The following is a 23,665-nucleotide window of genomic DNA, read 5'->3' as shown; positions in this document are numbered from 1 at the left end:
TAGCGCTGGCGTGTTGGTCAGGCCCGGGCGGCCAGCAGATCGCGGATCTCGGTCAGCAGCGCCTCGGGCGAGGGCGGCGGGGGCGCGGCGGGTTCGGCGGCGGCAGGTGCTGCCTCAGCCTCTTTGCGCAGGGCCGAGTCCTTGACCTTGTTGACGCCCTTGACCAGCATGAACACCACCCAGGCGATGATCAGGAAATTGATGATCGCCATGATGAAGGACCCATAGGCAAAGACCGATGCCCCGGAGTCGCGCGCGGCGGTCAGGCTGGCGTCGGCTGGAACCTCGCCCGACAGAACGAAATAATTGTTGGTGAAATCGACGCCACCGGTGAAAAGTCCGATGATCGGGTTGATCAGATCGGCCACCAGCGAACTGACGATCGCGGTAAACGCGGCGCCGACAATGATACCGACTGCCATGTCCATGACATTACCGCGGGCGATAAAGTCGCGAAATTCTTTAAGCATACCTTCTTGTCCCTTTGTTCACCTTTGCCCTGCATCTTGAAGCGGGTCGCTGCGGCGTTTACCTCGATTAGACGTATGAGTCATGCCTGCAAATGGCGGCTTATCAAGTTGTATTTTGACCAGCCCGTTGTCTGACCCTTTCACCCGGAGCGATCATGCCGACACTCGCCGACCACCCCGTCACCCGCCGCTGGCCCGCCCAACACCCCGATCGCCTGCAGCTGTATTCGCTGCCGACGCCGAATGGCGTCAAGGTCAGCGTGGCGCTGGAAGAGCTGGAGCTGCCCTATGAGGGCCATCGCATCAGTTTCGCCGACAACGACCAGATGACACCAGAGTTTCTGGCGCTGAACCCCAACAACAAGATCCCCGCAATCGTCGACCCGAACGGGCCGGGCGGTCAGCCGCTCGCCCTGTTCGAAAGTGGCGCGATCCTGATGTATCTGGCCGAGAAAACCGGCAAACTGTTGCCGCAAGACCCCGCGCTGCGCTGGCAGGCGGTGCAATGGCTGATGTGGCAGATGGGCGGGGCCGGCCCGATGTTCGGCCAGCTAGGGTTTTTCCACAAATTCGCCGGCAAGGATATCGAGGACAAGCGCCCTTTCGAGCGGTATCGCGCGGAAAGTGAACGGCTGCTCAAGGTGCTGGACCAGCAGCTTGACGGGCGTGACTGGATCGTCGGGGACTACTCGATCGCCGATATCGCCGTCGCCCCCTGGGTCAACACTGTTATCGGGTTTTATGACGCAAAACCGTTGGTGGGATGGGAGTCCTTGCGCAACGTTCCGGGCTGGCTGGAGCGTTTTCTGGCGCGCCCGGCGGTCCAGCGCGGCCTCACCGTTCCGCCCGAATCCTGAGCACGCACGCGGGCAGGGCGCAATGTTCAGTCGAAACTGAACATTGCGCTTGAACGCCCTCGGCCTGCGTGCCATCAAGCCACATAATGGCCCCCTAGTTCGCCTGTGACAGGGGGGCGGCATTGCCAAGCTCCCGGCCCCTGTGGCAAGAGGGGCGCAGAGATCCAGACGGAGCCTGATCCATGCCCGATTTTGCCACCCGCAGGACGATGATGGTCGACACTCAGGTGCGCCCGTCCGACGTCACCAAGCTGACCATCATTCAGGCCATGCTGGCCATTCCGCGCGAACGCTTCGTGCCCGGAACGCTGAGCGAAGCCGCCTATGTCGGCGAGAATATCCAACTGGGCGCGGGGCGCGTTCTGCTTGACCCGCGTACGCTGGCCAAAATGCTCGACGCGCTGGACATCAAGCAAGACGAGCTGGTGCTCGATGTGGCGGCAGGGACCGGCTATTCCTCAGCCGTGATCGCGCATCTGGCGCAGGCGGTTGTCGCGCTCGAAGCCGATTCGTCGCTGGCCGATGACGCCGAAGCATCGCTGCAATCCATCGGTGCCACCAATGTGGTTGTCGAGCGCGGCGTGGCGACGGCGGGTGCTGCGGCCCATGGGCCCTATGACGCGATTGTCGTGCAGGGCGGGGTTGAAGTGTTTCCGGCCGCCCTGGTCGATCAACTGAAAGACGGCGGCCGGGTTGCAGCCATTTTCATGGAAGCAGCCTTGGGCACGGTGCGTGTCGGGGTCAAGCATGGCGGCGTGATCCGCTGGCGCGACTCGTTCAACGCAACGGCGCCGATCCTGGAAGGCTTTGCCGCGACGCGCGCTTTCGCGCTCTGATGCGGTGCGCCGCCCCTGCGGGCGGCGCGCAGGGCCCACGCCCGGCGGGCGCGTGCCGAAACCAGATTTGGAGGGCGCGATGGGCGTACTGACACGGATTCGCTCGGCGGTGGCCGGGATTGCGCTGGTGGCCGGTTTGGCGACGCCGCTGATGGTCAACGCTGATACGCTGGCCGATGCCATGGTCGGGGCGTATCGGACCTCGAACCTGTTGGAACAGAACCGCGCCCTTCTGCGGGCCGCGGATGAAGACGTCCAACAAGCGATTGCCGCGCTCTATCCGGTGGTCAGTTTCGCGGTCAGCGCAACGGCCGGCACAACAGGTCTGACCGATTCCAGCATCAACGCGGGACTGACCGCGTCGATGACGCTGATCGACTTTGGCCGCAACCGCCGCAGTCTGGACATGACGCGCGAGAGTGTTCTGGCGACGCGCGCCGCGCTGGTCGGCATCGAGCAGAACGTCATTCTGGGGGCAGTGCAAGCCTATCTGGACCTGTATAACCAGCTGCAAACGGTGCAGTTGCAGCGCAACAACGTTTCGGTCATCAGCGAACAACTGCGCGCTGCACGCGAACGTTTTGAGCTGGGCGATTCCACGCGTACCGATGTGGCACTGGCCGAAGCCCGGCTCGCGGCCTCGCGCTCGGCATTGGCGTCGGCCGAAGGCGACGTTGCCATCGCGCGTGAACAGTACAATTTCGCCGTCGGGGCCTATCCGGCGTCGATCTCGGCCCCGCCGCGACTGCCTCAGCTGCCCGCCTCGCTGGAGGCGGCGCAGGATCTGGCGCGCCGCAATCACCCGGCGATCACTCAGGCGCAGCATCTTGTCGCGTCGTCGGAAATCGGTATGGAAGTCGCCCGTCGTCAGCGGCTGGGTGAGGTGTCGGGCTCACTGTCCGCCGGACTGACGGGAACGCAGGGTCCGTCGAGCAACTCTAATTCGGTCAGTGCATCGCTCAGCTATCAGGTGCCGCTGTTCACGGCCGGGCGGCTGAGTTCTGTTGAACGTCAGGCACTTGCCGGGACCGAGGCGCAGCGCGCCTCGCTGCATCAGACGGTTGCAACCGTGCAGCAGTCAGTCGCGTCGAACTGGGCACGGCTGAGCGTTGCGCGGGCCACCTTGCTGGCGGGCGATCAGCAGATCCGTGCTGCGCAATCGGCCTATGACGCCGTGAGCGCCGAGGCGGAACTGGGGTCGCGCACCACGCTGGATGTGCTGAACGCCGAACAGGAACTGCTCGACGCCCGTTCGTCGCGCATTCTGGCGGCGGCCAATGTGCAGCTGGCGGCCTATGCCTTGCTCAACTCGATGGGTCAGTTGACCGTCACCGCGCTGAACCTTGGCATCCCGACCTATGACGTCAGCGCCTATTCCAGCACCATGCGGCAAGGCCCGGCGCGGGTCACGCCCTCGACCCAAGGTCAGGCGCTGGATCGCATCATGGATCGCTATCGCTGAACGCCTGTTGACGGGCGATGTGATGCAAGGTTGTTAACGTAGCCATCCTTGGGTATCCTTGATCCCAAAATGAGCAGGGGTGCAGGCATGTCGGACGCTATGACCAATCGCGAGATTGAAGACGTTCTGACGTCGATCCGCCGTCTGGTTGCGCAAGAAGGTGCTCCGCGTGGCGACACCGGGCGTCTGGTGCTGACCGAGGCCCAGCGGATCACGGCACCGCCGCTGGTCCTGACGCTGGGCGCGAAAGCTGACGATCTGGACGGGGATGAGCCGACCTCGGAGCATGACCTGCCTGCCCCGGATTTCGGCAAGCTCGAAGCCACCATCGCCGAGCTTGAGGCGGCGGTATCGGCGACAGGCGGGAGTTGGGAGAGCGACTCGGTCGATGAAAATCCGAAAGCCTCGAATGTAACCGAACTGTATGGCCGGTTGAGTTTCGTCCACCGCGCCGATGAGGTTGCGCGGGCGGATGAACCCGTCCCGGCAGTCGGCTCCCTTGCGGCTGCACCGGCAGAGCCAGCCGAGCCCTTGGCCGAGCCTGCGACCGAGACCGAAACCGAGGCCGATCCGGTGGCGACAGAGGCGTTGAGCGTGCAGCCAGACCTTTCCGACAGGGAAGAGGCAGGTCTTGAAGAGGGTATCCTTGACGAGGACGCTCTGCGGGCGATGATTGCGCAGATCGTGCGCGAAGAGCTGCATGGGCAACTGGGCGAGCGGATCACCGCACAGGTGCGCAAGCTGGTGCGGGCCGAGATCGCCAAGGCCTTGGACGAGCGCAGCTTTCTGTAAGCCTCCGGTGCTGTCAGCCTCTTTGCGTATGTGAGGCACGGTGAATGACAAACGCCGCCCCGGGTCAGGGGCGGCGTTGTACATTTGCAGGGGGCGTGGGGGGTCAGAGCAGGGCTTTGACCTTGGCCACGATTGCCTCGGCGGTGATGCCGAATTCCTGATAGAGCCGCTCGGCCGGGGCCGAGGCACCGAAACCGGTCATGCCGACGAAATCGGACTTTCTGGCGCGCTCGCCCAGCAGCCAGCGATCCCAGCCCCCGGCGCGCACGCCTGCTTCGACGCCGATGCGCACGGGGCCAGCGGGCAGCACGCGCTTGCGGTAGGCTTCATCGGCCTGCGCGAACAGCTCCATGCAGGGCAGCGAGACGACGCGGGTGCCGATGCCCTCGGCCTGCAGCAGCTCGCGGGCCTTGAGGGCGATCTCGACCTCGGAGCCGGTGGCGATCAGGATCGCCTGACGCTTGCCTTCGGAGTCGGCCAGCACATAGCCGCCCTGAGCGACAAGGTTCTTGGCCGTGTGCGTGGTGCGCGCGGGCGACAGGTTCTGGCGGCTGAGCGAGATCACCGAGGGCGTGGTTTTCTGCTGTAGGGCGACTTCCCAGGCTTCGGCCGTTTCGACCAGATCGGCGGGGCGGAACACCAGCGTGTTGGGGGTGGCGCGGCTGATCGCAAGATGCTCGACCGGCTGGTGGGTCGGGCCGTCTTCGCCCAGACCGATGCTGTCATGGGTCATGACATAGGTCACCGGAATGCCCATCAGCGCGCTCAGCCGCATGGCGGGGCGGGCGTAGTCGGTGAAGGCCATGAAGGTGCCCGAGTAGGGGCGCACGCCGCCGTGCAGCGCCATGCCGTTCATCGCCGAGGACATGCCGTGCTCGCGGATGCCCCAGTACATGTAACGGCCCTTGCGGCTGTCGATGTCGAAGGCGCCCAGATCGGCGGTCTTGGTGTTGTTCGAGCCGGTCAGGTCGGCCGAGCCACCGAAGGTGTCGGTGACGATCGGATTGATCGCCTTGAGCGCCACTTCAGAGGCTGAGCGCGAGGCCATTTTCTTGGGCTCGTCGACGGCGGTTTTCTTGACCTTGCGGATCGCGGCGGCCAGACGGGCGGGCAGTTCGCGGGCAAAGATCCGCTCGAACTCGGCGCGTTTGGCCGGGGCGAGGGCAGCGATCTGCGCTTCCCACTCGGTGCGCGCGGCGCGGCCCTTGGCACCGATGGCTTCCCAGGCGGCCTTGATCTCGGCGGGGATGACGAAGGCGCCATGCTCCCAGCCATAGGCGGCGCGGGTGTCAGCGATCAGTTTGGCGTCGGTCAGCGCGCCGTGGCCCTTGGAGGTGTCCTGCGCCGACGAGCCGATGGCGATATGGGTCTTGCAGGCGACCATCGCCGGATGGGGCGAGGCTTTGGCGGCGGTGATCGCGCGGTCGATATCCGCCGGATCATGGCCGTCGCATTCGAACACATCCCAACCCGAGGCGGCGAAGCGGGCCTTCTGGTCAGTCACGTCCGACAGCGAGACCTTGCCGTCAATGGTGATGCCGTTGTCATCCCACAGCACGATCAGGCGGGACAGCTTCTGGCGACCGGCGATGCCGATGGCTTCCTGGCTCACACCTTCCATCAGGCAGCCGTCCCCGGCGATGACATAGGTGTAATGGCTCTGGATCTTGGCACCCCAGCGGGCGCGCAGATGCTCTTCGGCCATGGCGAAACCGACCGAGTTGGCGATGCCCTGACCGAGCGGGCCGGTGGTGGTCTCGACGCCCTTCACATGGCCGTATTCCGGGTGACCGGCGGTGATCGCGCCCCACTGGCGGAAGTTCTTGATCTGCTCGAGCGTCATGTCGGCATAGCCGGTCAGATGCAGCAGCGCGTAGATGAGCATCGATCCATGGCCCGCCGACAGGATGAACCGGTCGCGGTCCGCCCAGTCGGGTGCCGAGGCGTCGAACTTGAGGTGGTTCTGGAACAGCACCGTCGCGACATCAGCCATGCCCATCGGCATGCCGGAGTGGCCCGAATTGGCGGCGGCGACGGCATCCATTGCCAAAACGCGGATGGCGGTGGCGAGACGCCAGTGGTCGGGGTTCTGGGCGCGGAGCGTGGCGATATCCAAGACAGCGTTCCTCATAAAAAGGGGGTGTTATCGGGCGTCATAGCAGGGTTCGGTTCGAGTTCAAGCGTACTGGCGCGGCATCAACGGCGGATCGGTTGGAAAGGGCGGATTTTCAACGTATTCTTACAAACAAAATGACCCTCCGGGTATGCGCGCATGATTCGCGTCGCGAGGACGGGCACAGTCGAGGAGTGTATGATGAGCGATCTGGCCCCGGTGGAACGTAGGCTGTCGGCCGCGCTCGAGCGGATCTCGCAGCAGTTGGAGAGGGCACCGACGAAACCAGCCAAGCCTTCGGTCTTTGGTTTGGGCGCGCGGGCCGAAGCCGCCCCCGACCCCGAGCAGACGGCGACCATCGCCAGCCTGCGCGAGGCGCTTGAGAAAGAGCGCGCCGCGAATGCCCAACTGAGCGAGCGGGTGCATCAGGTCAAGCAGCGTCAGGAAACCACGATCGCGCAGCTTGAGCGCCGTCTGGCGCGGCTGACCGAGCAGCTCGATCTGCAAAGCCTTGAGATGCTGCGGCTGAAACGGGCCAATTCGAAGCTGATCGAGTCAAACACCAGCCTGCGCGATGCGCAGATCGAGGCGTTCCCGGATGCGACGCTGATCAACCGGTCGATCTCGGCCGAGCTGGAAGCGTTGCAGGCCGAGCGCCGGGCCGAAATGGCCGAAATGGAAGAAATCCTTGCCGAGTTGAAGCCGCTGATTGCGGCTGAATCGCGCTGAACAGGAGGCGACGATGCCCACGGAAACAGTTTCGATCGGTGGCAAGAATTTCGAGGTCGCCTGCTCTCCGGGTGAAGAGCATTACCTGCGCTCGGCAGCCGCGATGCTGGATGCCGAAGCCACCACGCTGATCGGCCAGATCGGCCGTCTGCCGGAATCCAAGATGCTGCTGATGTCCGGTCTGATGCTGGCCGACAAGACCGCAGGGGCCGAAGACCGGGTCAAGCAGCTTGAGGCTGAACTGGGTGCTGCGCGGGCCGAGGTCGAACGCCTGCGCGCGCTGCCGGCGCAAAGTGCAGCCCCGGCGATCCCGGCGGGCACGGTCGAGCGGATGTCGGATCTGGCGGCGCGTGCCGAGTATCTGGCCGAGCAGTTCGAAACCCGCGGCTGAGCCGCGTCAGCGGCGCAGCGCGGCCTGAAGGGTCTGGGCGATGTCGAGGAAGCGCTCGATCTCGGCCACCTCGCGGAAGTCGCGCCCGGCGCGGATTTGCAGACCGTTTTCGGTGATCAGCACCATGGTCTTGCGCTCCGCATTGCGGGCGGCGGGGATTTCCGACAGGGCATGCTCGATCAACCGGGCGTCGAACAGGGGGTTCGGGTTGACGGTTGCCATGATCGTCAGCGCCACGCCCTCAGGGGCTGGCTGGTCGTGCATCTCGCCCAGATAGGCGCCGATGTCGTCGCCCAGCAGTTTGCCCAGCAGCATCTTTGACAGCGAATTGTCGAAGATCCCCATCACCTTGCTGGCTGCATCCGCCACACCTGCCGCCATTTCGGGCGTATAGAGCGCGATGCCACCGGGAAGGCGCGGGTCGGCCATCTGGATCTTGGTATGGCCCGGCGACGACCGGCTCTTGCCGTTCGATGACTTGCTGTAGCTGCGGGTGACGGTCAGGGTCAGGCCGCGCGCACCATCAGCGAAGGTGAAGACGGTCGGGCCACCGCGCGCCTTGCTCTGCGTGTAAGTCAGGCCGCGCTGATCCGCAAAGACCTGATAGGCGGCCCGGCGGCGCTTTTCGATCTGCTGGCTGCGCCAGATCAGAACACCGACGCCGACCATGACCGCAGCGATGAACAACAAGACGGGGAGGGCGTCGGTCATGAAGGCACCTTGCGCAAAAGTTGAATCACCCTGTGCGACGCGTCAGGCCACGGTGCCGCGGACATAGCCTGCCAGACCGCGCCCTTCGGCGAAAGCCTCTAGCGCGGCAAGCCGGCGAGCGCTGACCGTGCGGTTTCGCTGAACAACAGCGCGCAGGGTGGCGGTGGCGATCACGAGAGCAAGGAATTGGACGGCGATGAGCAGGGACATGGCGATTACCTGTGGCGTTGATAGCCATAGGTCGGCTGAGCCGTCAAAAGGTTCACAGAAATCCGTCGGCGCATGAAAAAAGGCCGGTGCGCGTGGCACCGGCCTTTGTGACGAAGCAACCCTGCGATCAGGCGTTGGCTTCGCGGATTTTCTCGGCGGCGTCCTTGTCATAGGCGACGCCCTTGGCTTCGAACAACTGGTCCAGCTCACCCGACAGGGTCATCTCGGTGATGATGTCGCAGCCGCCGACGAACTCGCCCTTCACGTAGAGCTGCGGAATGGTCGGCCAGTCCGAGAAGTCCTTGATCCCTTGACGGATCTCGGCATCGGCCAGCACGTTCACATCGGCATACTCGATGCCCATGAAGTTCAGCACGCCGGCGACGCGGCTGGAAAATCCGCATTGCGGCATGGTCTTGGTGCCTTTCATGAAAAGCACCACATCATTGGCTTCGACGGTCTGGCGGATCGTGTCCTGAGCGCTCATCGCTGGTCCCTTTGTCATCGCCGCCCGGTCGGGCTGGCTGGTATTTGCTACGTCAGATAATCCCGAAATCGCGCGCGAGAAGGCCCAGGCACGACAGAATTCCAAGGGCCAGCGCCAGAAACGTCACGATTTTGCGCGCACCGCGCCCTTCAACCAGTGACGAGAACCGCAGCGCCATCATCACCAGCGCCCCCAGAATGACGGCGTGAAAGATGAAGGCCATGGCGGTGATCGCGGTTCCGGCGTCAGGCTCGGGCCCGCGCCGGTACGAGATGACGCCAAGCACAACAGCCGCCGCCGCGATGATCATCGCGCTGGCCCAGTTTGACAGTTCGATTCTGGGGCGCACGGCAGTGGTCCGGTTCAGTCGGGGGCTTTGGTGGTCAGCGCAAGCGCGTGCAGATCGCCCTGCGCGCCGTCCATCTTGCCTTTGAGGGCGGCATAGACGTCGCGCTGTTGCTGCACACGGTTCTTGCCCGCAAAGCTGGCATCGATCACCTCGGCCGCATAATGATTGCCGTCACCGGCAAGGTCGGTGATGGTGATCTTGGCCGCCGGGAAGGACTCGCGCAGCAGGGTTTCGAGTTCGGTCGCCGAGATGGCCATGGTTGGGGGTCTCCTTGATCCTGAGCTTGATGTAAATCGCAGGGCCGCGCGGTGCAAGGGGCGGCAGCTCAGACGTAGGGCCTGAGTGCCGCCATGAACGTTGAAAAGCGGCGCGGCAGGCCTTGTGCGTCAAAGCTTTGCAAGGTTGCGAGCGTCCAGCCGGTCGCGGGGTGATAGGAGTCCAGAAGGGCAGCGCGTTCCTGCGCCAGCGTGTCGGGAAGGTCGAGCTTTTGCGTGGCAAGCAAAAGCTCCAGCCCGGCGTGGATGCGGCGCAGGACGGCAAAGCCGTCGGCCATCGGGCGGCGCAGAGTCGCGTCTTGCCGCCAGTCCTGCCCCGGAAACACCTCGGCCATCAGGCGCTGCCCGGCACCGAGGCAATCATAGCCCCGGCAACCGGAAAAGCCCGAGGCTTCCAGCCGGTCGTGGATCTGGCAGGCGTGGCCCGCAAGATGGGGGCAGGGGTGCAGTGCCGGCTTGTCGAGCGCGAACTCGTCGCCCTTGTCGAAGGGCAGAGCCATGCAGCACAGCGCCGTGCAGGCGCTGCACCGGGCTTTAAGCTCGGGCAGCGGCCTCAGGCGATCGCCTCTTCAAAGGCCGAGCGATAGCGCGCGGACAGTTCGGCCAACGGGGCCGAGGACGCGCCCATCGACACCGTGTCACCGCCGAATTTGCCGACCGTGTTCATCGGCACACCGGCGGCGGACGCGGCGACCATCAGCGCCTCGGCCTGATCGAAGCTACAGGCGACCAGATAGCGCGCCTGATCCTCGCCAAACAGGAAGGCGCTGTCACCTTCATCGAGCGAGACGCCCATGCCCGCCGCTTCGGCCATCTCGAACGCCGCCAGCGCCAGACCGCCATCGGCCAGATCGGTCGCGGCCTTGATCAGCGCGCGGTTGGCACGCAGGAATTCGCCGTTGCGGCGTTCGGCCACCAGATCGACATGCGGCGCGTCGCCATCTTCGCGGTGGAAGACTTCGGCCAGCAGGGCGGATTGGCCCAGATGCCCAGCGGTCGCGCCGATGACGATGGCGAAGTCACCCGCCGAGGGTTGGCCCGCGATCAGCTCATCAAGCGAGTTGAGCAGGCCGACCGCGCCAATCGTCGGTGTCGGCAGGATGCCGGTGCCGTCGGTCTCGTTGTAGAGCGAGACGTTGCCCGACACGATGGGCATGTCCAGCGCCGCCACAGCCTCGCCGATCCCTTGAATCGCACCGACCAGCTGGCCCATGATCTCGGGCTTTTCGGGGTTGCCGAAGTTCAGGTTATCGGTGGTGGCAAGGGGCAGGGCCCCGCAGGCGGTGAGGTTGCGATAGGCTTCCGCCACGGCTTGCTTGCCGCCCTCAACCGGGTTGGCCTTGACGTAGCGCGGGGTCACATCGCTGGTAAAGGCGATGGCCTTGGGCGTGCCGTGGACGCGGATCACGCCCGCGCCCAGACCCGGCACGCGCACCGTGTCGCCCATGACCATGTGGTCGTATTGCTCCCATACCCATGATTTATGGGCATAATTCGGGCTGCCGATCAGCGCCTTGAGCGCGTCGATCGGATCAACCTGCGGCACCGGCTCCATGTCCGCTGCGGCGGGGGTCGGAACCCACGGGCGGTCGTATTCCGGCGCCTCCGAGGACAGCTTGGACAGCGGCAGGTCGGCTTTGATGTCATTGCCGTGCAGGATCAGGAAGCGATCCTCGGGGATGGTTTCACCGACGATGGCGAAATCGAGATCCCATTTTTCGAACACGGCGCGGGCGACGGCTTCTTTTTCGGGATGCAGGACCATGAGCATGCGCTCCTGGCTTTCCGACAGCATCATCTCATAGGCGGTCATGTTGGTTTCGCGCTGCGGCACATCGTCAAGCTGCAGCTTGATGCCCAAGCCGCCCTTGTCGCCCATTTCCACCGCCGAGCAGGTCAGACCCGCCGCCCCCATATCCTGAATGGAGATCACCGCACCGGTCTGCATCAGCTCCAGCGTCGCTTCCATCAGGCGCTTTTCGGTGAAGGGGTCACCGACCTGCACCGTGGGGCGCTTGTCCTCGATGGTGTCGTCGAACTCGGCCGAGGCCATGGTCGCGCCGCCAACCCCGTCGCGTCCGGTCTTGGCGCCCAGATACACCACCGGCATGCCGACGCCCGAGGCCGCCGAGTAGAAAATCTTGTCGGTATCCGCCAGCCCCGCCGCGAAGGCGTTGACCAGACAGTTGCCGTTATAGCTGGCGTGAAAGCGCACTTCGCCGCCGACATTGGGCACGCCAAAGCAGTTGCCATAGCTGCCGATGCCTTCAACCACGCCCTTGACGATATGCGCGGTCTTGGGATGCGAGGGCAGGCCGAAGCTGAGCGCGTTCATCGCCGCAACCGGGCGCGCGCCCATCGTGAAGACGTCGCGCAGGATGCCGCCAACGCCCGTCGCCGCACCTTGATGCGGCTCGATATAGGACGGGTGGTTGTGGCTCTCCATCTTGAAGATCAGCGCCTGACCGTCGCCGATATCGACCACACCGGCGTTTTCGCCGGGGCCGCAGATGACCTGCGGGCCACTGGTCGGCAGGGTACGCAGCCATTTCTTCGACGATTTGTACGAGCAATGCTCGTTCCACATCGCGCTGAAGATCCCCAGCTCGGTAAAGCTGGGCACGCGGCCGATGATCTCGAGGATGCGCTCGTACTCGTCTGGTTTCAGACCGTGCGCAGCGATCAGTTCAGCGGTGATTTCAGGTTCGAGCATTCCGTCCCCCGGGCTTGGCGGTTGCGGCGTCTTTTAGAAGCAAGGGGGGATGAGGGAAAGGCCACACGGGCTGCCTGCGAAAAATTTTCGCGGCCGTGTCGAAAACCTGCCCGCTCAAGCGTCCTTGGGGTGTCGGCAGCAGGCAGACGGCTTGCCCGGTTGATCTGTTGCAGCGACACTGACCCCAACCCAGGAGACCCCGATGAAATACATTGCCCTCATCTATTATGATCCCGCTCAGGTTCCGCAATCGGGCGCGTCGATGAACGACGCGTATTTTGACCTGAACCGCCGCGCCGTCGAGGCCGGTGTTCTGGTCGCCGGGGACGCGCTGCACCCGCCCGCCACGGCCACCACGCTGCGCGTGCGCGGCGGACGGACCGAGACAATGGACGGCCCCTTTGCCGACACCAAAGAGCAGCTCGGCGGTTATTACATCTTTGACTGTCCGGATCTGGATGCGGCGCTGGCCTGGGCGGCGCAGATCCCCTCGGCGCAGGTGGGTGCCATCGAGGTGCGGCCGCTGGTCGTGTTTGAATGACAATAGAGGCACTGGCACGCGTGCTGGCCGAAGACCGGGGGCGGCTGATGGCCGCCCTCGTCGCGCAGTTCCGCGACTTTGATCTTGCCGAAGAGGCGCTGTCCGAGGCAACGGAAGCGGCGCTCACGCATTGGGGCCGGTCGGGCGTACCCGACCAGCCCCGTGCATGGCTGCTCACCGTGGCGCGGCGCAAGGCGCTGGACCGCTTGCGGCGCGTTCAGCGTGCCGGGGCGGCGTCGCCGACAGTGGCGCTGCTGGCCGAAGAGTTCAGCAGCGCCGACACGCCCGAGATCCCCGACGAACGCCTGCGGCTTATCTTCACCTGCTGCCACCCGGCGCTGGACCCCAAAAGCCGTGTCGCACTGACCCTGCGCACGCTGGGCGGGCTGGCGACGGTCGAAATCGCCCGCGCGTTTCTGGACAGTGAGACGGCGATGGGCCAGCGTCTGAGCCGCACCAAAGCCAAGATCGCGCGGGCCGGGATTCCCTTCGTGGTGCCGGGGCCTGCGGATTGGGCGGCGCGGCTTGAGTCCGTGCTGACGGTTATCTATCTGATTTTCAACGAAGGTTACGCGGTCACCGCCGGTCATGCGCCGGTGCGGGTGGATCTGTGTGCCGAGGCGATCTTTCTGGCGAGGATGCTGAATGAGCAACGCCCCCGCGAGCCCGAGGTGCAGGGGCTTCTGGCGCTGATGCTGCTGACCGATGCGCGCCGCGCCGCGCGGCTTGATGCGGGCGCGCTGGTGCCGCTGGACGCGCAGGACCGCAGCGTGTGGGACCGAGGGCAGATCGGCGAAGGCGAGGCGCTGATCGAACAGGCGCTGACCCGGCGCGCGCCGGGGCCGTTCCAGATCAAGGCTGCCATCGCCGCGCTGCATCTGGGCGATCCGGTCGACCGGGCGCAGGTGCTGTTGCTCTATGAGTCCCTCTTGCGGTTCGAGCCGACGCCTGTGGTGCGTCTGAACCGCGCCGTGGCGCTGTCCGAGGTCGGCGCGCCCGAGGCGGCGCTCGCGCAGGTTGAGACTTTGGCGGTTGTTCTTGCCACGTATCAGCCGTTTCACGCCGCGCATGCTGCGCTGCTTTCGCGCACCGGACGCCTGAAAAAAGCGGCACAAGCGTATGTGCGTGCGATCAATCTGTCGGGGAATGAGGCGGAAACTGCCTTTTTGCGCGCACGGTTAGCGGATCTGGAAGGCGATTTGACAAAAAAAGAGGCCGAGCAAAGCTCGGCCCAAGTCCAACAGGGAGGTGAAGGTACATGACGAAACATGTATCTTCCCGTCCCAAATAGTCGAGATCGTTGCACGCGTTCAATATATTCTTCGCTGCACATGCGACATAACCGTGATGCGTTGCGCGCATGCCTCACCCTACGTCAACACAACCGCGGCGCGTTTTACTCGCTGTTAATGTTCGAACGGTTGCGCCGATAGGCGATCACGCCTTCAAGCACGAAGTCCCGAAAGGCCGAGACGCGCTTGGAGTGCCGCAGCTCTTCGGGATAGGCGAGGAACACCGGAACCTCAGCACTTTCGACATCGGGCAGGACGCGTACCAGTTGCGGGAAGTCTTCGGTCAGGTAGTCCGGCAGCACGCCGATGCCCAGATGATTGATCACCGCCTGCAGGACGCCAAAATAGTTATTGACGGTAAAGGTTGTCCTGATTGCATGGGTCATCAGCTCGCGCACCAATGCCGCGCCCGCGGCGACCTGATTGGCGTTCGCGTGCTGGCAGACGAGCCGGTGGTCGGACATCTCGGGCAGGCTTTGCGGCGTGCCGTTCTGGCGCAGGTATTCGGTCGATGCGTACAGCCGCATGCGCACCGACATCAGCCGCTTGCGGATCAGGTCGGCCTGACTGGGCTCTTTCATGCGGATCGCCACGTCGGCTTCGCGCATGGGCAGGTCGAGCACGCGCTCTTCCAGCATCAGGTCGATCTTCATCTCAGGGTACTTGGCATAGAGCGTCGGCAGGCGCGGGGCCAGCCAGAGCGTCCCAAAGGCCGTGGTGGTGGTCACCCGCAGCTCGCCATAGGCCTCTTCCTCGCTGTCGCGGATGCGCGCGGCGGCGGTATCCAGCCGTTTGGTCATCGCGCGGGTGGCGTCGAACAGCAGCTCGCCCTGTTCGGTCAGAATCAACCCCCGCGCGTGGCGGTGGAACAGGGTCGACCCCAAACCTTCTTCAAGGCCGCGGATCTGGCGGCTGACAGCCGACTGGCTCAGCCCCAGCGTATCGCCAGCATGGGTCAGGCTGCCGGCATCGGCCACCGCGTGGAAGATTCTGAGCTTGTCCCAGTCCATTGTGGTTATATCTGGTGTCTTGGGGAAGGTTGAGGGCGCTTTTTGTCTGTAAGGCAGAACCCTGACGCGGAAAAGGAAAGAATTGTTGAACGCCCCTATTAAGGTCAGTCTTTTTGACCTATAATCGGCGAAACGCCAGCGAAACGGCAAGCACTTGGGAGGGTGCCCGATGGGTAAGCAGACAGTATCTCTGAACGATAGGTTTGACCTCGAAAAGTCGCCGGTTCTGTTGAACGGCACCCAGGCGCTGGTCCGCCTCATGCTGCAGCAAGCCGCACGGGACAAAGCCGCTGGAATGAACACGGCTGGTTATGTGACGGGCTACCGTGGCTCGCCGCTGGGCGCCGTCGATCTGCAGATGGCCAAGGCAAAACCCTTCCTTGATGCTGCCCATGTCACGTTTCAGGAAGGCCTGAACGAAGACCTCGCCGCAACCGCCATCTGGGGCACCCAGCAGGCCGAGCTGCGCGGCGAGGGCAAATATGACGGTGTCTTCTGCCTGTGGTACGGCAAGGGCCCCGGTGTGGACCGCTCGGGCGACGTGATGAAGCACGGCAACATGGCCGGGAGCAGCGCCAAGGGCGGCGTGATCATGGCGATGGGCGATGACCACACCGGTGAATCCTCGACCGTCCTGCACCAGTCCGATTGGGCGATGGTTGATGCCTATATGCCGATCGTGTCGCCGGCGGGCGTGCAGGAGATCCTTGACTACGGTCACTATGCCTATGAACTCAGCCGGTTTTCCGGGCTATGGGTGGGCCTGAAAACGATGAAGGACACGGTTGAAGCCACGGCTGTTGTCGACGCCAACCCCCACCGGCTCAGCTTTGTGCGTCCCGACTTCAAGATGCCCGACGGCGGGCTGAACATCCGCCTGCAGGACACGCCCGTCGCCCAAGAGGCACGGATGATCGACTACAAGCGCTTTGCCGCCGAGGCCTTCTCGCGCGCGAACAAGATGGACAAGCGGGTCTGGGGCCGGGCCGGGGCCAAGATCGGTCTGGTCGCCTCGGGCAAGAACTGGCTGGATCTGGTGCACGCGCTGGGTCTGCTGGGGCTGGACGCCGAGGAATGCGAGCGGCTGGGCATCACCACCTACAAGGTCGGCCAACCGTGGCCGCTGGACATGGAGACGTTCCACGACTGGGCTGACGGGCTCGATCTGATCATCGTGGTCGAGGAAAAGCGCAAACTGATCGAGGTGCAGGTCAAGGAGACGCTGTTCGATGACCGCAACGGTCGGCGCGTCTATGGCTGGCACAAGGGCGATACGTGGGAGCATGGCCGTCAGGTCGAACTGTTCCCGACGCGCTATGCGCTTGATCCGGTGATGATCGCGGAAAAGCTGGGCGAGATCCTGATCGAAGAGGGCCGTGATACCGACGCGATCAAGACCGGCCTGACCCGTCTGGGCGAAGCCCGCCGCGCCGACAACGCCCGCGATATCGCGGCGCGGGTGCCGTATTTCTGTTCGGGCTGCCCGCATAACTCGTCGACCAAAGTGCCCGACGGCAGCCGTGCCTATGCCGGGATCGGCTGTCACTACATGGTGCAGTGGATGGACCGCTCGACGCTGGGTTTCACCCATATGGGCGGTGAAGGGGCGAACTGGATCGGTGAGAGCCAGTTCTCAACCCGCAAGCATGTGTTCCAGAACCTTGGCGACGGCACCTATAACCACTCGGGCCTGCAGGCGATCCGGGCGGCCATCGCCGCGAAGACGACAATCACCTACAAGATCCTGTTCAACGACGCCGTCGCCATGACCGGCGGGCAAAAGAACGAGGGCGGGCTGACCGCCGACCACATCGCGCATGAGATCCACGCGATGGGCGTAAAGCCGATCGTGCTGGTCTACGACGCCAAGGAAGACATTGATTTCGCCAAGTTTCCGGCCGGGATCGAGAAATTCGAGCGCGCCGAGCTGCCGACCGTGCAAAAGCGCATGGCGGAAACGCCGGGCGTTTCAGCGATCATCTACGTGCAGACCTGCGCCGCCGAAAAACGCCGCCGTCGCAAGCGCGGCGAGTTCCCGGATATCGACAAGCGCGTGTTCATCAACACCGATGTCTGCGAGGGCTGCGGCGATTGTGGCGTGCAGTCGAACTGTGTTTCCATCGTGCCGGTCGAGACCGAGCTAGGCCGCAAGCGCGGCATCGACCAGTCGTCGTGCAACAAGGATTTCAGCTGCGTCAAAGGCTTCTGCCCGTCCTTTGTCACGCTGCAAGGCGCGACGGTGAAGAAATCGCCGACCCGCGCGCTGGATCTGCCGGACCTGCCGCTGGCCGAGCTGCCAGTGATCAAGGGCACGCATAACGTCATCATCACCGGCGTCGGTGGTACGGGCGTGGTGACCGTCGGGGCCGTACTGGCGCAGGCGGCGCAGATCGACGGCATGGGTGCCGGCATGATGGAGATGGCGGGGCTGGCCCAGAAAGGCGGCGCGGTGCACATCCACCTGCGTCTGGCGAACAAGCCCGAGGATATCAGCGCCGTGCGCGTCGCCGTGGGCGAAGCCCACGCGGTGATTGGCGGCGATCTGGTGGTGACGGCGGGGGCCAAGACGATTGGCCTGATGGCGACGGGCCAGACGGGCGCTGTGGTCAACAGCCATGATATCGTCACCGGCGACTTCACCCGCAACACCGAATTCCGTATTCCGGTCAATGATCTGGAGGTCTCTCTTGAGGCGCGGCTGCGCGACCGGCTGGCGCTGTTCGATGCCTCGGAACTGGCGCGGGTGGCGCTGGGGGATTCCATCTATTCCAACATGATGGTGTTGGGCGGTGCCTGGCAGAAAGGCCTGATCCCGCTCAGCCTTGAGGCCATTCAAGAGGCGATCCGCCTGAACAAGGCCGCTGTGGACCGCAACCTGCGCGCCTTTGACATTGGCCGTTGGGCGGTGCTGCACCCCGACGAGGCGGCCAAGGTCATCCAGCCCGAGAGTTTTTCCACGGTTCCGGTTGATCCGATCGCATACCGTGAGGCCCGGCTGGTCGAGTATCAGGGCAAGCGGCTGGCCAAACGTTTCCGCAAGCAGGTCGATGCCATCGAGGATCGCGCGCTGCGCGAGGCGGTGGCCAAGGGCTATTTCAAGCTGCTGGCCTACAAGGACGAATACGAGGTCGCGCGCATGCACCTGTCCTCGGCCGCCAAGGCGCGCGAGACGTTTGACGGCGATTTCGCGATGACCTTCCATCTGGCCCCGCCGCTTTTGACCGGCAAGGATGCGCAGGGGCGTCCGAAGAAGCGCGAGTTCGGCGCGTGGATGCTGAATGGCTTTGCGCTGCTGGCCCGGATGAAAGGCCTGCGCGGCACGCCGCTCGATCCTTTCGGCTATTCGGTTGAGCGCAAGATGGAACGCAGCCTTATCAAGCAGTTCGAGGGCGATCTTGCGACGGTTCTGCCCAAGCTGACTGCGCAGACCCGCGATGCGGTGATGGAGCTTGCGCTGCTGCCGCTGTCGATCCGTGGTTACGGACCGGTCAAGGAGGCCGCCGCCAAGGCTGCCGCCAAACGCCGTGAGGAACTGCTGGCAACCATCGCTGCCGGCGGTACGCCGACGCGCATGGCCGCTGAATGATCGTCGCGGTTCTGTCACGCTGAGACGCTAGGACGGGGGACAAACCGATACAGGCTTGTCCCCATGTCCCTTGCGATTCTCGATGCTCCCGAACCCTTGCGCCGCCCGTCGCTGCCGCTGCGTGACGGCACCCGCGAGATCACCTACGCCCATTCGGCCAGCACCAAGCCGGGCCGACTTCTGATCCGCTCGATCGAGAACGCCACCGGGCGGCTGGCGCTGATGCGCCGCGCGGCGGGGTATCAGGACGACATCGCGCAGGGCCGGGATTTCTGGCGGGTGATGATGGAGCGTTTCGGGCTGCGGCTGGATGTCATCAAGGGCTCGCTGGGCGAGATACCGTCCAAAGGCCCGCTGGTGCTGGTCGCCAACCACCCGTTCGGCATCCTTGACGGGTTGGTCATGGGCCATATCCTGTCCGCCGTGCGGGGCGGCGATTTCCGCATCATCGCGCATCAGGTGTTTCAGCGCGCCGAGGATGTGAACCGGGTGATCCTGCCCATCGACTTCTCGGGCACCCGCGCGGCGCAGGCCGCCAACATCGCCTGCCGCGCCGAGGCCATCCGCTATCTGCAGGGCGGCGGGGCGGTGGGGATCTTTCCGGGCGGCACCGTGGCGACGGGGGCCAAGCCGTTTGAAAGCGCGATGGACCCGGTCTGGCGCGGCTTCACCGCCAAGATGATCGCCAAATCCGGGGCAACCGTCGTGCCGATCTGGTTCGAGGGGGAGAATTCGCGCCTGTTCCAGCTGACCAGCCACCTCAGCTATACCCTGCGCATGGGCCTGCTGGTGCGCGAATTTGCCACCCGGACGGACGGTCCGGTGCGGCTGGCCGTAGGGCGGCCGATCCCGTCAGAGGAACTGGTCACACAGGCGCGAGACTCCAAACAGGTGATGGATTTCCTGCGGCGCAAGACGTATGAATTGTCGCCGAAAGCCTTGGATCCTGCCCGCATGGGGTATGAGTTCGAGGAGCAATATCGGCGATAGAGGCAATGTATGGCAGTTGGCGTCTTCGATTCGGGTCTCGGTGGTCTGACCGTTCTCGATGCACTGGTGCGCAAGCTGCCCGACGTGCCCTTTGTTTATTTCGGTGACAACGCCAACACGCCCTACGGCGTGCGCGATGCCGATGACATCTACAATCTGACCACGCAGGGCGTGCAGCGCCTGTTTGATGAGGGCTGCGATCTGGTGATCCTTGCGTGCAACACCGCCTCGGCGGCGGCGCTGCGGCGCATGCAGGACGGCTGGATCCCTGAGGGCAAGCGCGTGCTGGGCGTGTTCGTTCCGCTGATCGAGGCGCTGACCGAGCGCCAGTGGGGCGACAACTCGCCGCCGCGCGAAGTCGCCGTGCAGCATGTGGCGCTGTTCGCCACCCCCGCGACCGTCGCCAGCCGCGCCTTCCAGCGCGAACTGGCCTTCCGCGCGATCGGCGTCGATGTCGAGGCACAGCCTTGCGGCGGCGTGGTCGATGCGATCGAGCAGGGCGACATGATCCTTGCCGAAGCGCTGGTGCACAGCCACGTCGAGGCGTTGCACCGCCGCATGCCCAAGCCCGAGGCCGCCGTGCTGGGCTGCACGCATTACCCGCTGATGGAAGACGCCTTCCGCGCCGCTTTGGGCCCCGATGTGCAGGTCTACTCGCAGCCCGAACTGGTCGCCGCCAGCCTCGCCGATTACCTCGCGCGCCACCCCGAGCTGATCGGGCCGGGCACCGAAAGCACGTTCCTCACCACCGGCGAACCCGTCGCCGTGGGCCACAAAGCCACGCTGTTCCTGCGCCGCCGCATTCCGTTCCGCGCCGCGTGATGCGGCAATTGCGCCGATTGCCAGACGGGTCCGCACTGCCTATGTCTGGCACGGACCACAGGAGGACCCGATGGCCGGCATGAAGAGCCTGAAAAAGCAACGCCGCGTGCAGATCATCACCGTCGCGGTGGTGGCACTGGCGCTGTCGACGGTGTTGATCGGCTATGCGATGCGCGACGGGATCAACTATTTCCGCTCGCCCAGTCAGGTCCGCGCCGATCCGCCGTCGCCAAGCGAGGTGTTCCGGCTGGGTGGCATGGTCGCCGAAGGCTCGCTCCAGCGCGGGCAGGGTGAGCTGATCAGCTTTACCGTTACCGATTTCTGCGCGACCGTCTCCGTGACCTATCGCGGCATCCTGCCCGACCTCTTTGGCGAAAACGAGGGCACCGTCGCGACGGGGCGTCTGGTCGGCGATGTGTTCGAGGCCAGCGAGATCCTCGCCAAGCATGACGAGACCTACATGCCACGCGAAGTTGCCGCTGCAATGGGGGCCGAGGGCAGTCCGAACGCGGCAGCGGCGGGCGAGAACCCGGAGTGCGAATACCATGGCGACTACGCAACGCCCGCTTCCAACACCTGATCTGAACCCCGTCTGAGCATCCTGCCGCCGTTTCCCAGTGAACGGAGGGCACCATGCGCGATGTGCGCGAGCTGGCCGAAGAGATCGTCGCCCGTGAGGGTGGCTTTGTGAATGATCCGTCCGATCCGGGCGGCGCGACCAATTTCGGTGTCACAATCCACACAATGCGGCGGATGGGGCTGGATCTGACCGGCGACGGGCAGGTGAGCGAGACCGATGTCCGCGCGCTGACCCGTGGGCAGGCGGTCGAGATCTTCCTTGAACACTACTACCAGCGCCCCGGCATTGCCGGCTTGCCCGAGGTGCTGCAACCTCCGGTCTTCGACATGTATGTCAATGCCGGGTCCAACGCGGTGCGCATTTTGCAACGGCTGCTGGTGGCGATGGGCTATGACGTGGCGGTGGACGGTGCCATCGGGCCGCAGACCCGCCGCGCGGCCGAGGCGGCGGCACAGATCGCGCCCGACCATATCGCCGATGCCTACGGGATTGCCCGGCGCGACTATTACTACGCGCTGGCCGACCGTCGCCCGGCCTCGCGCCGCTATGCGCGACGGCGCGACGGCGGCAAAGGCGGCTGGATCCTGCGGGCCGAAACGTTCCTCTCACCGCGCTACCGCCTGAGCGAGGCGCAACATCAGGCGAGGGTGGCAGCATGGGGGTGATCATGGGACTGGTGCGCGCGCTGTTTTCACGCGGTGGCGCGGCGGAACTGGGGCGTGTCGGCGTTGAGGTGGCCGAGGTTTTTCGCCCCAACGCGACACGCCAGCTTGAGCTGGGTCATAACGCTTATGCTGCCGCGCAAGCGTCCTATGCCAGCGAGTTTCGCCGCGCGCCGGGGGGATGGTTCGACGGGTTGGTCAACGGGCTGAACCGCCTGCCGCGCCCGATCCTGGCGCTGGCGACCCCGGCACTGTTTGGCTACGCGATGGTTGATCCGTCTGGGTTTTCTGTGCGGATGCAGGGTCTACAGGCGGTGCCGGAACCGTTGTGGTGGCTGCTCGGCGCGGTGGTGGCCTTTTACTTCGGCGCGCGCGAGACGCATTATATGCGCGGCGGTCGAACAGTGGCACCAGAGCCGGTCGCCGGACCATTACCGACAGAGACGCCGACCGCCGCTTCCGAAAATCCGGCGCTCGCAGATTGGCGGGCGGCGCGCGATGGCGACTAGAGACGGGGTAAGGCGCTCGGGGCGCTGCCCCCCGCCGGGCCACGGCCCGCCCCGGGATGTTTAAGGTGCAAAGAGGGGCGTTAACGAAGGGTTAACGCGCATTTTCTGTCTGAAAGTATCCTCGGGGGGTGAATTCGCTGAAAGCGAAGAGGGGGGCAGAAAGCCCCCTCTCTTTTACGTGGTCGCGATGGGATCAGCCCGGGATTTCGCCGGTGATGCCTTCTACGTAAAAGCTCATGCCCAGCAGCGTGCCGTCATCGGCGATCTCGCCCTCGGCCAGCCAGGCCGAGCCGTCCTGTTTGTTCAACGGGCCGGTGAACGGGTGATACGCGCCGCTGCCGATCGCTTCGATCATGGCATTGGCTTCGTCTTGTACCTCGGCCGGGATCCGGTCGTTGAAGGGCGCAAAGGCGACTTCGCCTGCCCCGATGCCCAGCCAGACGTTCTCGGCGGCCCAGGTGCCGTCAAGCTTGGCCTGAATGCGCTCGATGTAATACGGGGCCCAGTTGTCGATGATCGCGGTCAGGTGCACGTCGGGGGCGAATTGCGTCATGTCCGACGCCTGACCGAAGGCCAGCGCGCCGCGCTCTTGCGCCACGCTCAAGGGCGCGGTCGAGTCGGTGTGCTGCATGAGGATGTCGCAGCCCTGTTCGATCAGCGCCTGTGCCGCGGCGGCCTCTTGCGCCGGGTCGAACCACGAGAACACCCAGACGACGCTGAATTCGACATCGGGGTTGACCTTCTTGGCATGGATATACGCCGCGTTGATGCCGCGGATGACCTCGGGGATCGGGAACGAGGCGATATAGCCGATCTTGTTGCTGGTCGTCATGCGGCCGGCAATCGTGCCGATGACCGCGCGGCCCTCATAGAAGCGTGCGCCATACAGCGACACGTTCGGCGCTTCCTGCAGGTAACCGGTTGCATGCTCGAAGGCGATGTTGGGGAAGCGTTGCGCCACGGCGTTGATCGAGGGGCCGTAGCCGAACGAGGTGGCAACGATCATGTCGGCGCCCGACAGCGCCATCTGCGTCATGATACGCTCGGCATCCGGGCCTTCGGGGACGTTCTCGACATAGGACGTCTCGACCGCCGCGCCGAAATGCTCTTGCGCCGTCAGGCGGGCCTGATCATGGGCATAGGTCCAGCCAAAGTCACCCGGAGGGCCGATGTAGATATAGCCGACTTTCAGCGGGCTCTGCGCGCGTGCGCCGGTGCCGATCGCCGCCAGGCCGAGCGCGGCCGCCGACGTGGCAAGAAGTTCTCTGCGTTTCATAA

At 64.6% G+C, this 23,665-nt stretch carries 25 protein-coding genes; 14 read left to right on the top strand and 11 right to left on the bottom strand.

Annotation, left to right across the window (positions count from 1 at the left end; genetic code table 11):
• Positions 1 to 17: 17 nt before the first annotated feature.
• On the bottom strand, positions 18 to 470 hold the full coding sequence (gene mscL / locus OKW52_RS14460) for a large conductance mechanosensitive channel protein MscL (RefSeq protein WP_264506343.1): 453 nt from the start codon (positions 468 to 470) through the stop codon (positions 18 to 20).
• A 155-nt stretch (positions 471 to 625) separates the two neighbouring features.
• On the opposite strand from mscL, the gene OKW52_RS14455 reads away from it, so the two are divergent.
• The 4 genes from OKW52_RS14455 (at position 626) to OKW52_RS14440 (ending at position 4,417) form a co-directional block, all read left to right on the top strand.
• A complete protein-coding gene (locus OKW52_RS14455; protein ID WP_264506342.1) occupies positions 626 to 1,327 on the top strand; it encodes a glutathione S-transferase N-terminal domain-containing protein in 702 nt (233 codons plus the stop codon).
• Between the two features lie 182 nt (positions 1,328 to 1,509).
• Positions 1,510 to 2,163 (top strand): protein-L-isoaspartate O-methyltransferase family protein, encoded by a 654-nt coding sequence (locus OKW52_RS14450; RefSeq protein WP_264506341.1) that lies wholly within the window; start codon positions 1,510 to 1,512, stop codon positions 2,161 to 2,163.
• Between the two features lie 79 nt (positions 2,164 to 2,242).
• A complete protein-coding gene (locus tag OKW52_RS14445) occupies positions 2,243 to 3,625 on the top strand; it encodes a TolC family outer membrane protein (protein ID WP_264506340.1) in 1,383 nt (460 codons plus the stop codon).
• Positions 3,626 to 3,712: 87 nt separating this feature from the next.
• A complete protein-coding gene (locus OKW52_RS14440) occupies positions 3,713 to 4,417 on the top strand; it encodes a hypothetical protein (protein WP_264506339.1) in 705 nt (234 codons plus the stop codon).
• Positions 4,418 to 4,520: 103 nt separating this feature from the next.
• On the opposite strand, the gene tkt is transcribed toward OKW52_RS14440, so the two are convergent.
• Positions 4,521 to 6,533 (bottom strand): transketolase, encoded by a 2,013-nt coding sequence (tkt, locus tag OKW52_RS14435; protein ID WP_264506338.1) that lies wholly within the window; start codon positions 6,531 to 6,533, stop codon positions 4,521 to 4,523.
• A 198-nt stretch (positions 6,534 to 6,731) separates the two neighbouring features.
• Between tkt and OKW52_RS14430 the strand changes: the two genes are divergently transcribed.
• Positions 6,732 to 7,259, top strand: coding sequence for a hypothetical protein (locus OKW52_RS14430; protein ID WP_264506337.1), 528 nt, complete (start codon positions 6,732 to 6,734; stop codon positions 7,257 to 7,259).
• Positions 7,260 to 7,272: 13 nt separating this feature from the next.
• A complete protein-coding gene (locus OKW52_RS14425) occupies positions 7,273 to 7,650 on the top strand; it encodes a cell division protein ZapA (protein ID WP_264506336.1) in 378 nt (125 codons plus the stop codon).
• A 6-nt stretch (positions 7,651 to 7,656) separates the two neighbouring features.
• Here the strand turns inward: OKW52_RS14425 and OKW52_RS14420 are convergent, their stop codons facing one another.
• The 7 genes from OKW52_RS14420 to purL all read right to left on the bottom strand — a co-directional run bounded on the left by OKW52_RS14420 (position 7,657) and on the right by purL (position 12,395).
• Positions 7,657 to 8,361, bottom strand: a complete 705-nt coding sequence (locus OKW52_RS14420) for a hypothetical protein (RefSeq protein ID WP_264506335.1) — start codon at positions 8,359 to 8,361, stop codon at positions 7,657 to 7,659.
• 42 nt (positions 8,362 to 8,403) lie between these two features.
• Entirely contained in the window at positions 8,404 to 8,571 is a 168-nt protein-coding gene (locus OKW52_RS14415; protein WP_264506334.1) for a hypothetical protein, read from the bottom strand.
• Positions 8,572 to 8,698: 127 nt separating this feature from the next.
• Positions 8,699 to 9,058, bottom strand: a complete 360-nt coding sequence (grxD, locus tag OKW52_RS14410; RefSeq protein ID WP_127108679.1) for a Grx4 family monothiol glutaredoxin — start codon at positions 9,056 to 9,058, stop codon at positions 8,699 to 8,701.
• A gap of 52 nt (positions 9,059 to 9,110) precedes the next feature.
• The gene (locus tag OKW52_RS14405; RefSeq protein WP_264506333.1) at positions 9,111 to 9,407 is read right to left on the bottom strand and encodes a hypothetical protein; all 297 of its coding nucleotides are present in this window, start codon (positions 9,405 to 9,407) and stop codon (positions 9,111 to 9,113) included.
• A gap of 14 nt (positions 9,408 to 9,421) precedes the next feature.
• Positions 9,422 to 9,664 (bottom strand): BolA/IbaG family iron-sulfur metabolism protein, encoded by a 243-nt coding sequence (locus tag OKW52_RS14400; protein ID WP_127108675.1) that lies wholly within the window; start codon positions 9,662 to 9,664, stop codon positions 9,422 to 9,424.
• 68 nt (positions 9,665 to 9,732) lie between these two features.
• Positions 9,733 to 10,182: a hypothetical protein gene (locus tag OKW52_RS14395; protein ID WP_264506332.1), complete on the bottom strand. Its 450-nt coding sequence runs from the start codon at positions 10,180 to 10,182 to the stop codon at positions 9,733 to 9,735.
• 53 nt (positions 10,183 to 10,235) lie between these two features.
• Entirely contained in the window at positions 10,236 to 12,395 is a 2,160-nt protein-coding gene (gene purL, locus OKW52_RS14390; RefSeq protein ID WP_264506331.1) for a phosphoribosylformylglycinamidine synthase subunit PurL, read from the bottom strand.
• 202 nt (positions 12,396 to 12,597) lie between these two features.
• Here purL and OKW52_RS14385 point away from each other — a divergent pair, with 202 nt between their 5' ends.
• Both OKW52_RS14385 and OKW52_RS14380 read left to right on the top strand, forming a co-directional pair.
• The gene (locus OKW52_RS14385; RefSeq protein ID WP_264506330.1) at positions 12,598 to 12,936 is read left to right on the top strand and encodes a YciI family protein; all 339 of its coding nucleotides are present in this window, start codon (positions 12,598 to 12,600) and stop codon (positions 12,934 to 12,936) included.
• Entirely contained in the window at positions 12,933 to 14,198 is a 1,266-nt protein-coding gene (locus tag OKW52_RS14380; RefSeq protein ID WP_264506329.1) for an RNA polymerase sigma factor, read from the top strand. Before OKW52_RS14385 ends, OKW52_RS14380 begins: the two co-directional genes overlap by 4 nt.
• Before the next feature lie 134 nt (positions 14,199 to 14,332).
• On the opposite strand, the gene OKW52_RS14375 is transcribed toward OKW52_RS14380, so the two are convergent.
• Positions 14,333 to 15,238 (bottom strand): LysR family transcriptional regulator, encoded by a 906-nt coding sequence (locus tag OKW52_RS14375; protein ID WP_127108665.1) that lies wholly within the window; start codon positions 15,236 to 15,238, stop codon positions 14,333 to 14,335.
• 169 nt (positions 15,239 to 15,407) lie between these two features.
• On the opposite strand from OKW52_RS14375, the gene OKW52_RS14370 reads away from it, so the two are divergent.
• The 6 genes from OKW52_RS14370 (at position 15,408) to OKW52_RS14345 (ending at position 22,387) form a co-directional block, all read left to right on the top strand.
• Positions 15,408 to 18,824: an indolepyruvate ferredoxin oxidoreductase family protein gene (locus tag OKW52_RS14370; RefSeq protein WP_264506328.1), complete on the top strand. Its 3,417-nt coding sequence runs from the start codon at positions 15,408 to 15,410 to the stop codon at positions 18,822 to 18,824.
• Between the two features lie 63 nt (positions 18,825 to 18,887).
• A complete protein-coding gene (locus tag OKW52_RS14365; RefSeq protein ID WP_264506327.1) occupies positions 18,888 to 19,814 on the top strand; it encodes a lysophospholipid acyltransferase family protein in 927 nt (308 codons plus the stop codon).
• Positions 19,815 to 19,823: 9 nt separating this feature from the next.
• Complete coding sequence (locus OKW52_RS14360; RefSeq protein ID WP_264506326.1) at positions 19,824 to 20,636, top strand: glutamate racemase; 813 nt, start codon at positions 19,824 to 19,826, stop codon at positions 20,634 to 20,636.
• A gap of 79 nt (positions 20,637 to 20,715) precedes the next feature.
• Positions 20,716 to 21,216 carry a cytochrome c maturation protein CcmE gene (gene ccmE / locus OKW52_RS14355; RefSeq protein ID WP_264507711.1) on the top strand — a complete coding sequence of 167 codons (501 nt, stop codon included), beginning with the start codon at positions 20,716 to 20,718 and terminating at the stop codon, positions 21,214 to 21,216.
• 53 nt (positions 21,217 to 21,269) lie between these two features.
• Positions 21,270 to 21,881: a holin-associated N-acetylmuramidase gene (locus OKW52_RS14350; RefSeq protein WP_264506325.1), complete on the top strand. Its 612-nt coding sequence runs from the start codon at positions 21,270 to 21,272 to the stop codon at positions 21,879 to 21,881.
• A gap of 2 nt (positions 21,882 to 21,883) precedes the next feature.
• The gene (locus OKW52_RS14345; RefSeq protein ID WP_406622264.1) at positions 21,884 to 22,387 is read left to right on the top strand and encodes a holin family protein; all 504 of its coding nucleotides are present in this window, start codon (positions 21,884 to 21,886) and stop codon (positions 22,385 to 22,387) included.
• Between the two features lie 193 nt (positions 22,388 to 22,580).
• Here OKW52_RS14345 and OKW52_RS14340 read toward each other — a convergent pair whose 3' ends face one another.
• Entirely contained in the window at positions 22,581 to 23,663 is a 1,083-nt protein-coding gene (locus OKW52_RS14340) for a BMP family ABC transporter substrate-binding protein (protein WP_264506323.1), read from the bottom strand.
• Positions 23,664 to 23,665: the final 2 nt, after the last annotated feature.

The sequence above is a fragment of the Pararhodobacter zhoushanensis genome (genome assembly GCF_025949695.1).
GTDB lineage: Bacteria > Pseudomonadota > Alphaproteobacteria > Rhodobacterales > Rhodobacteraceae > Pararhodobacter > Pararhodobacter zhoushanensis_A.
This window is presented reverse-complemented; position numbering and strand designations above follow the sequence as displayed.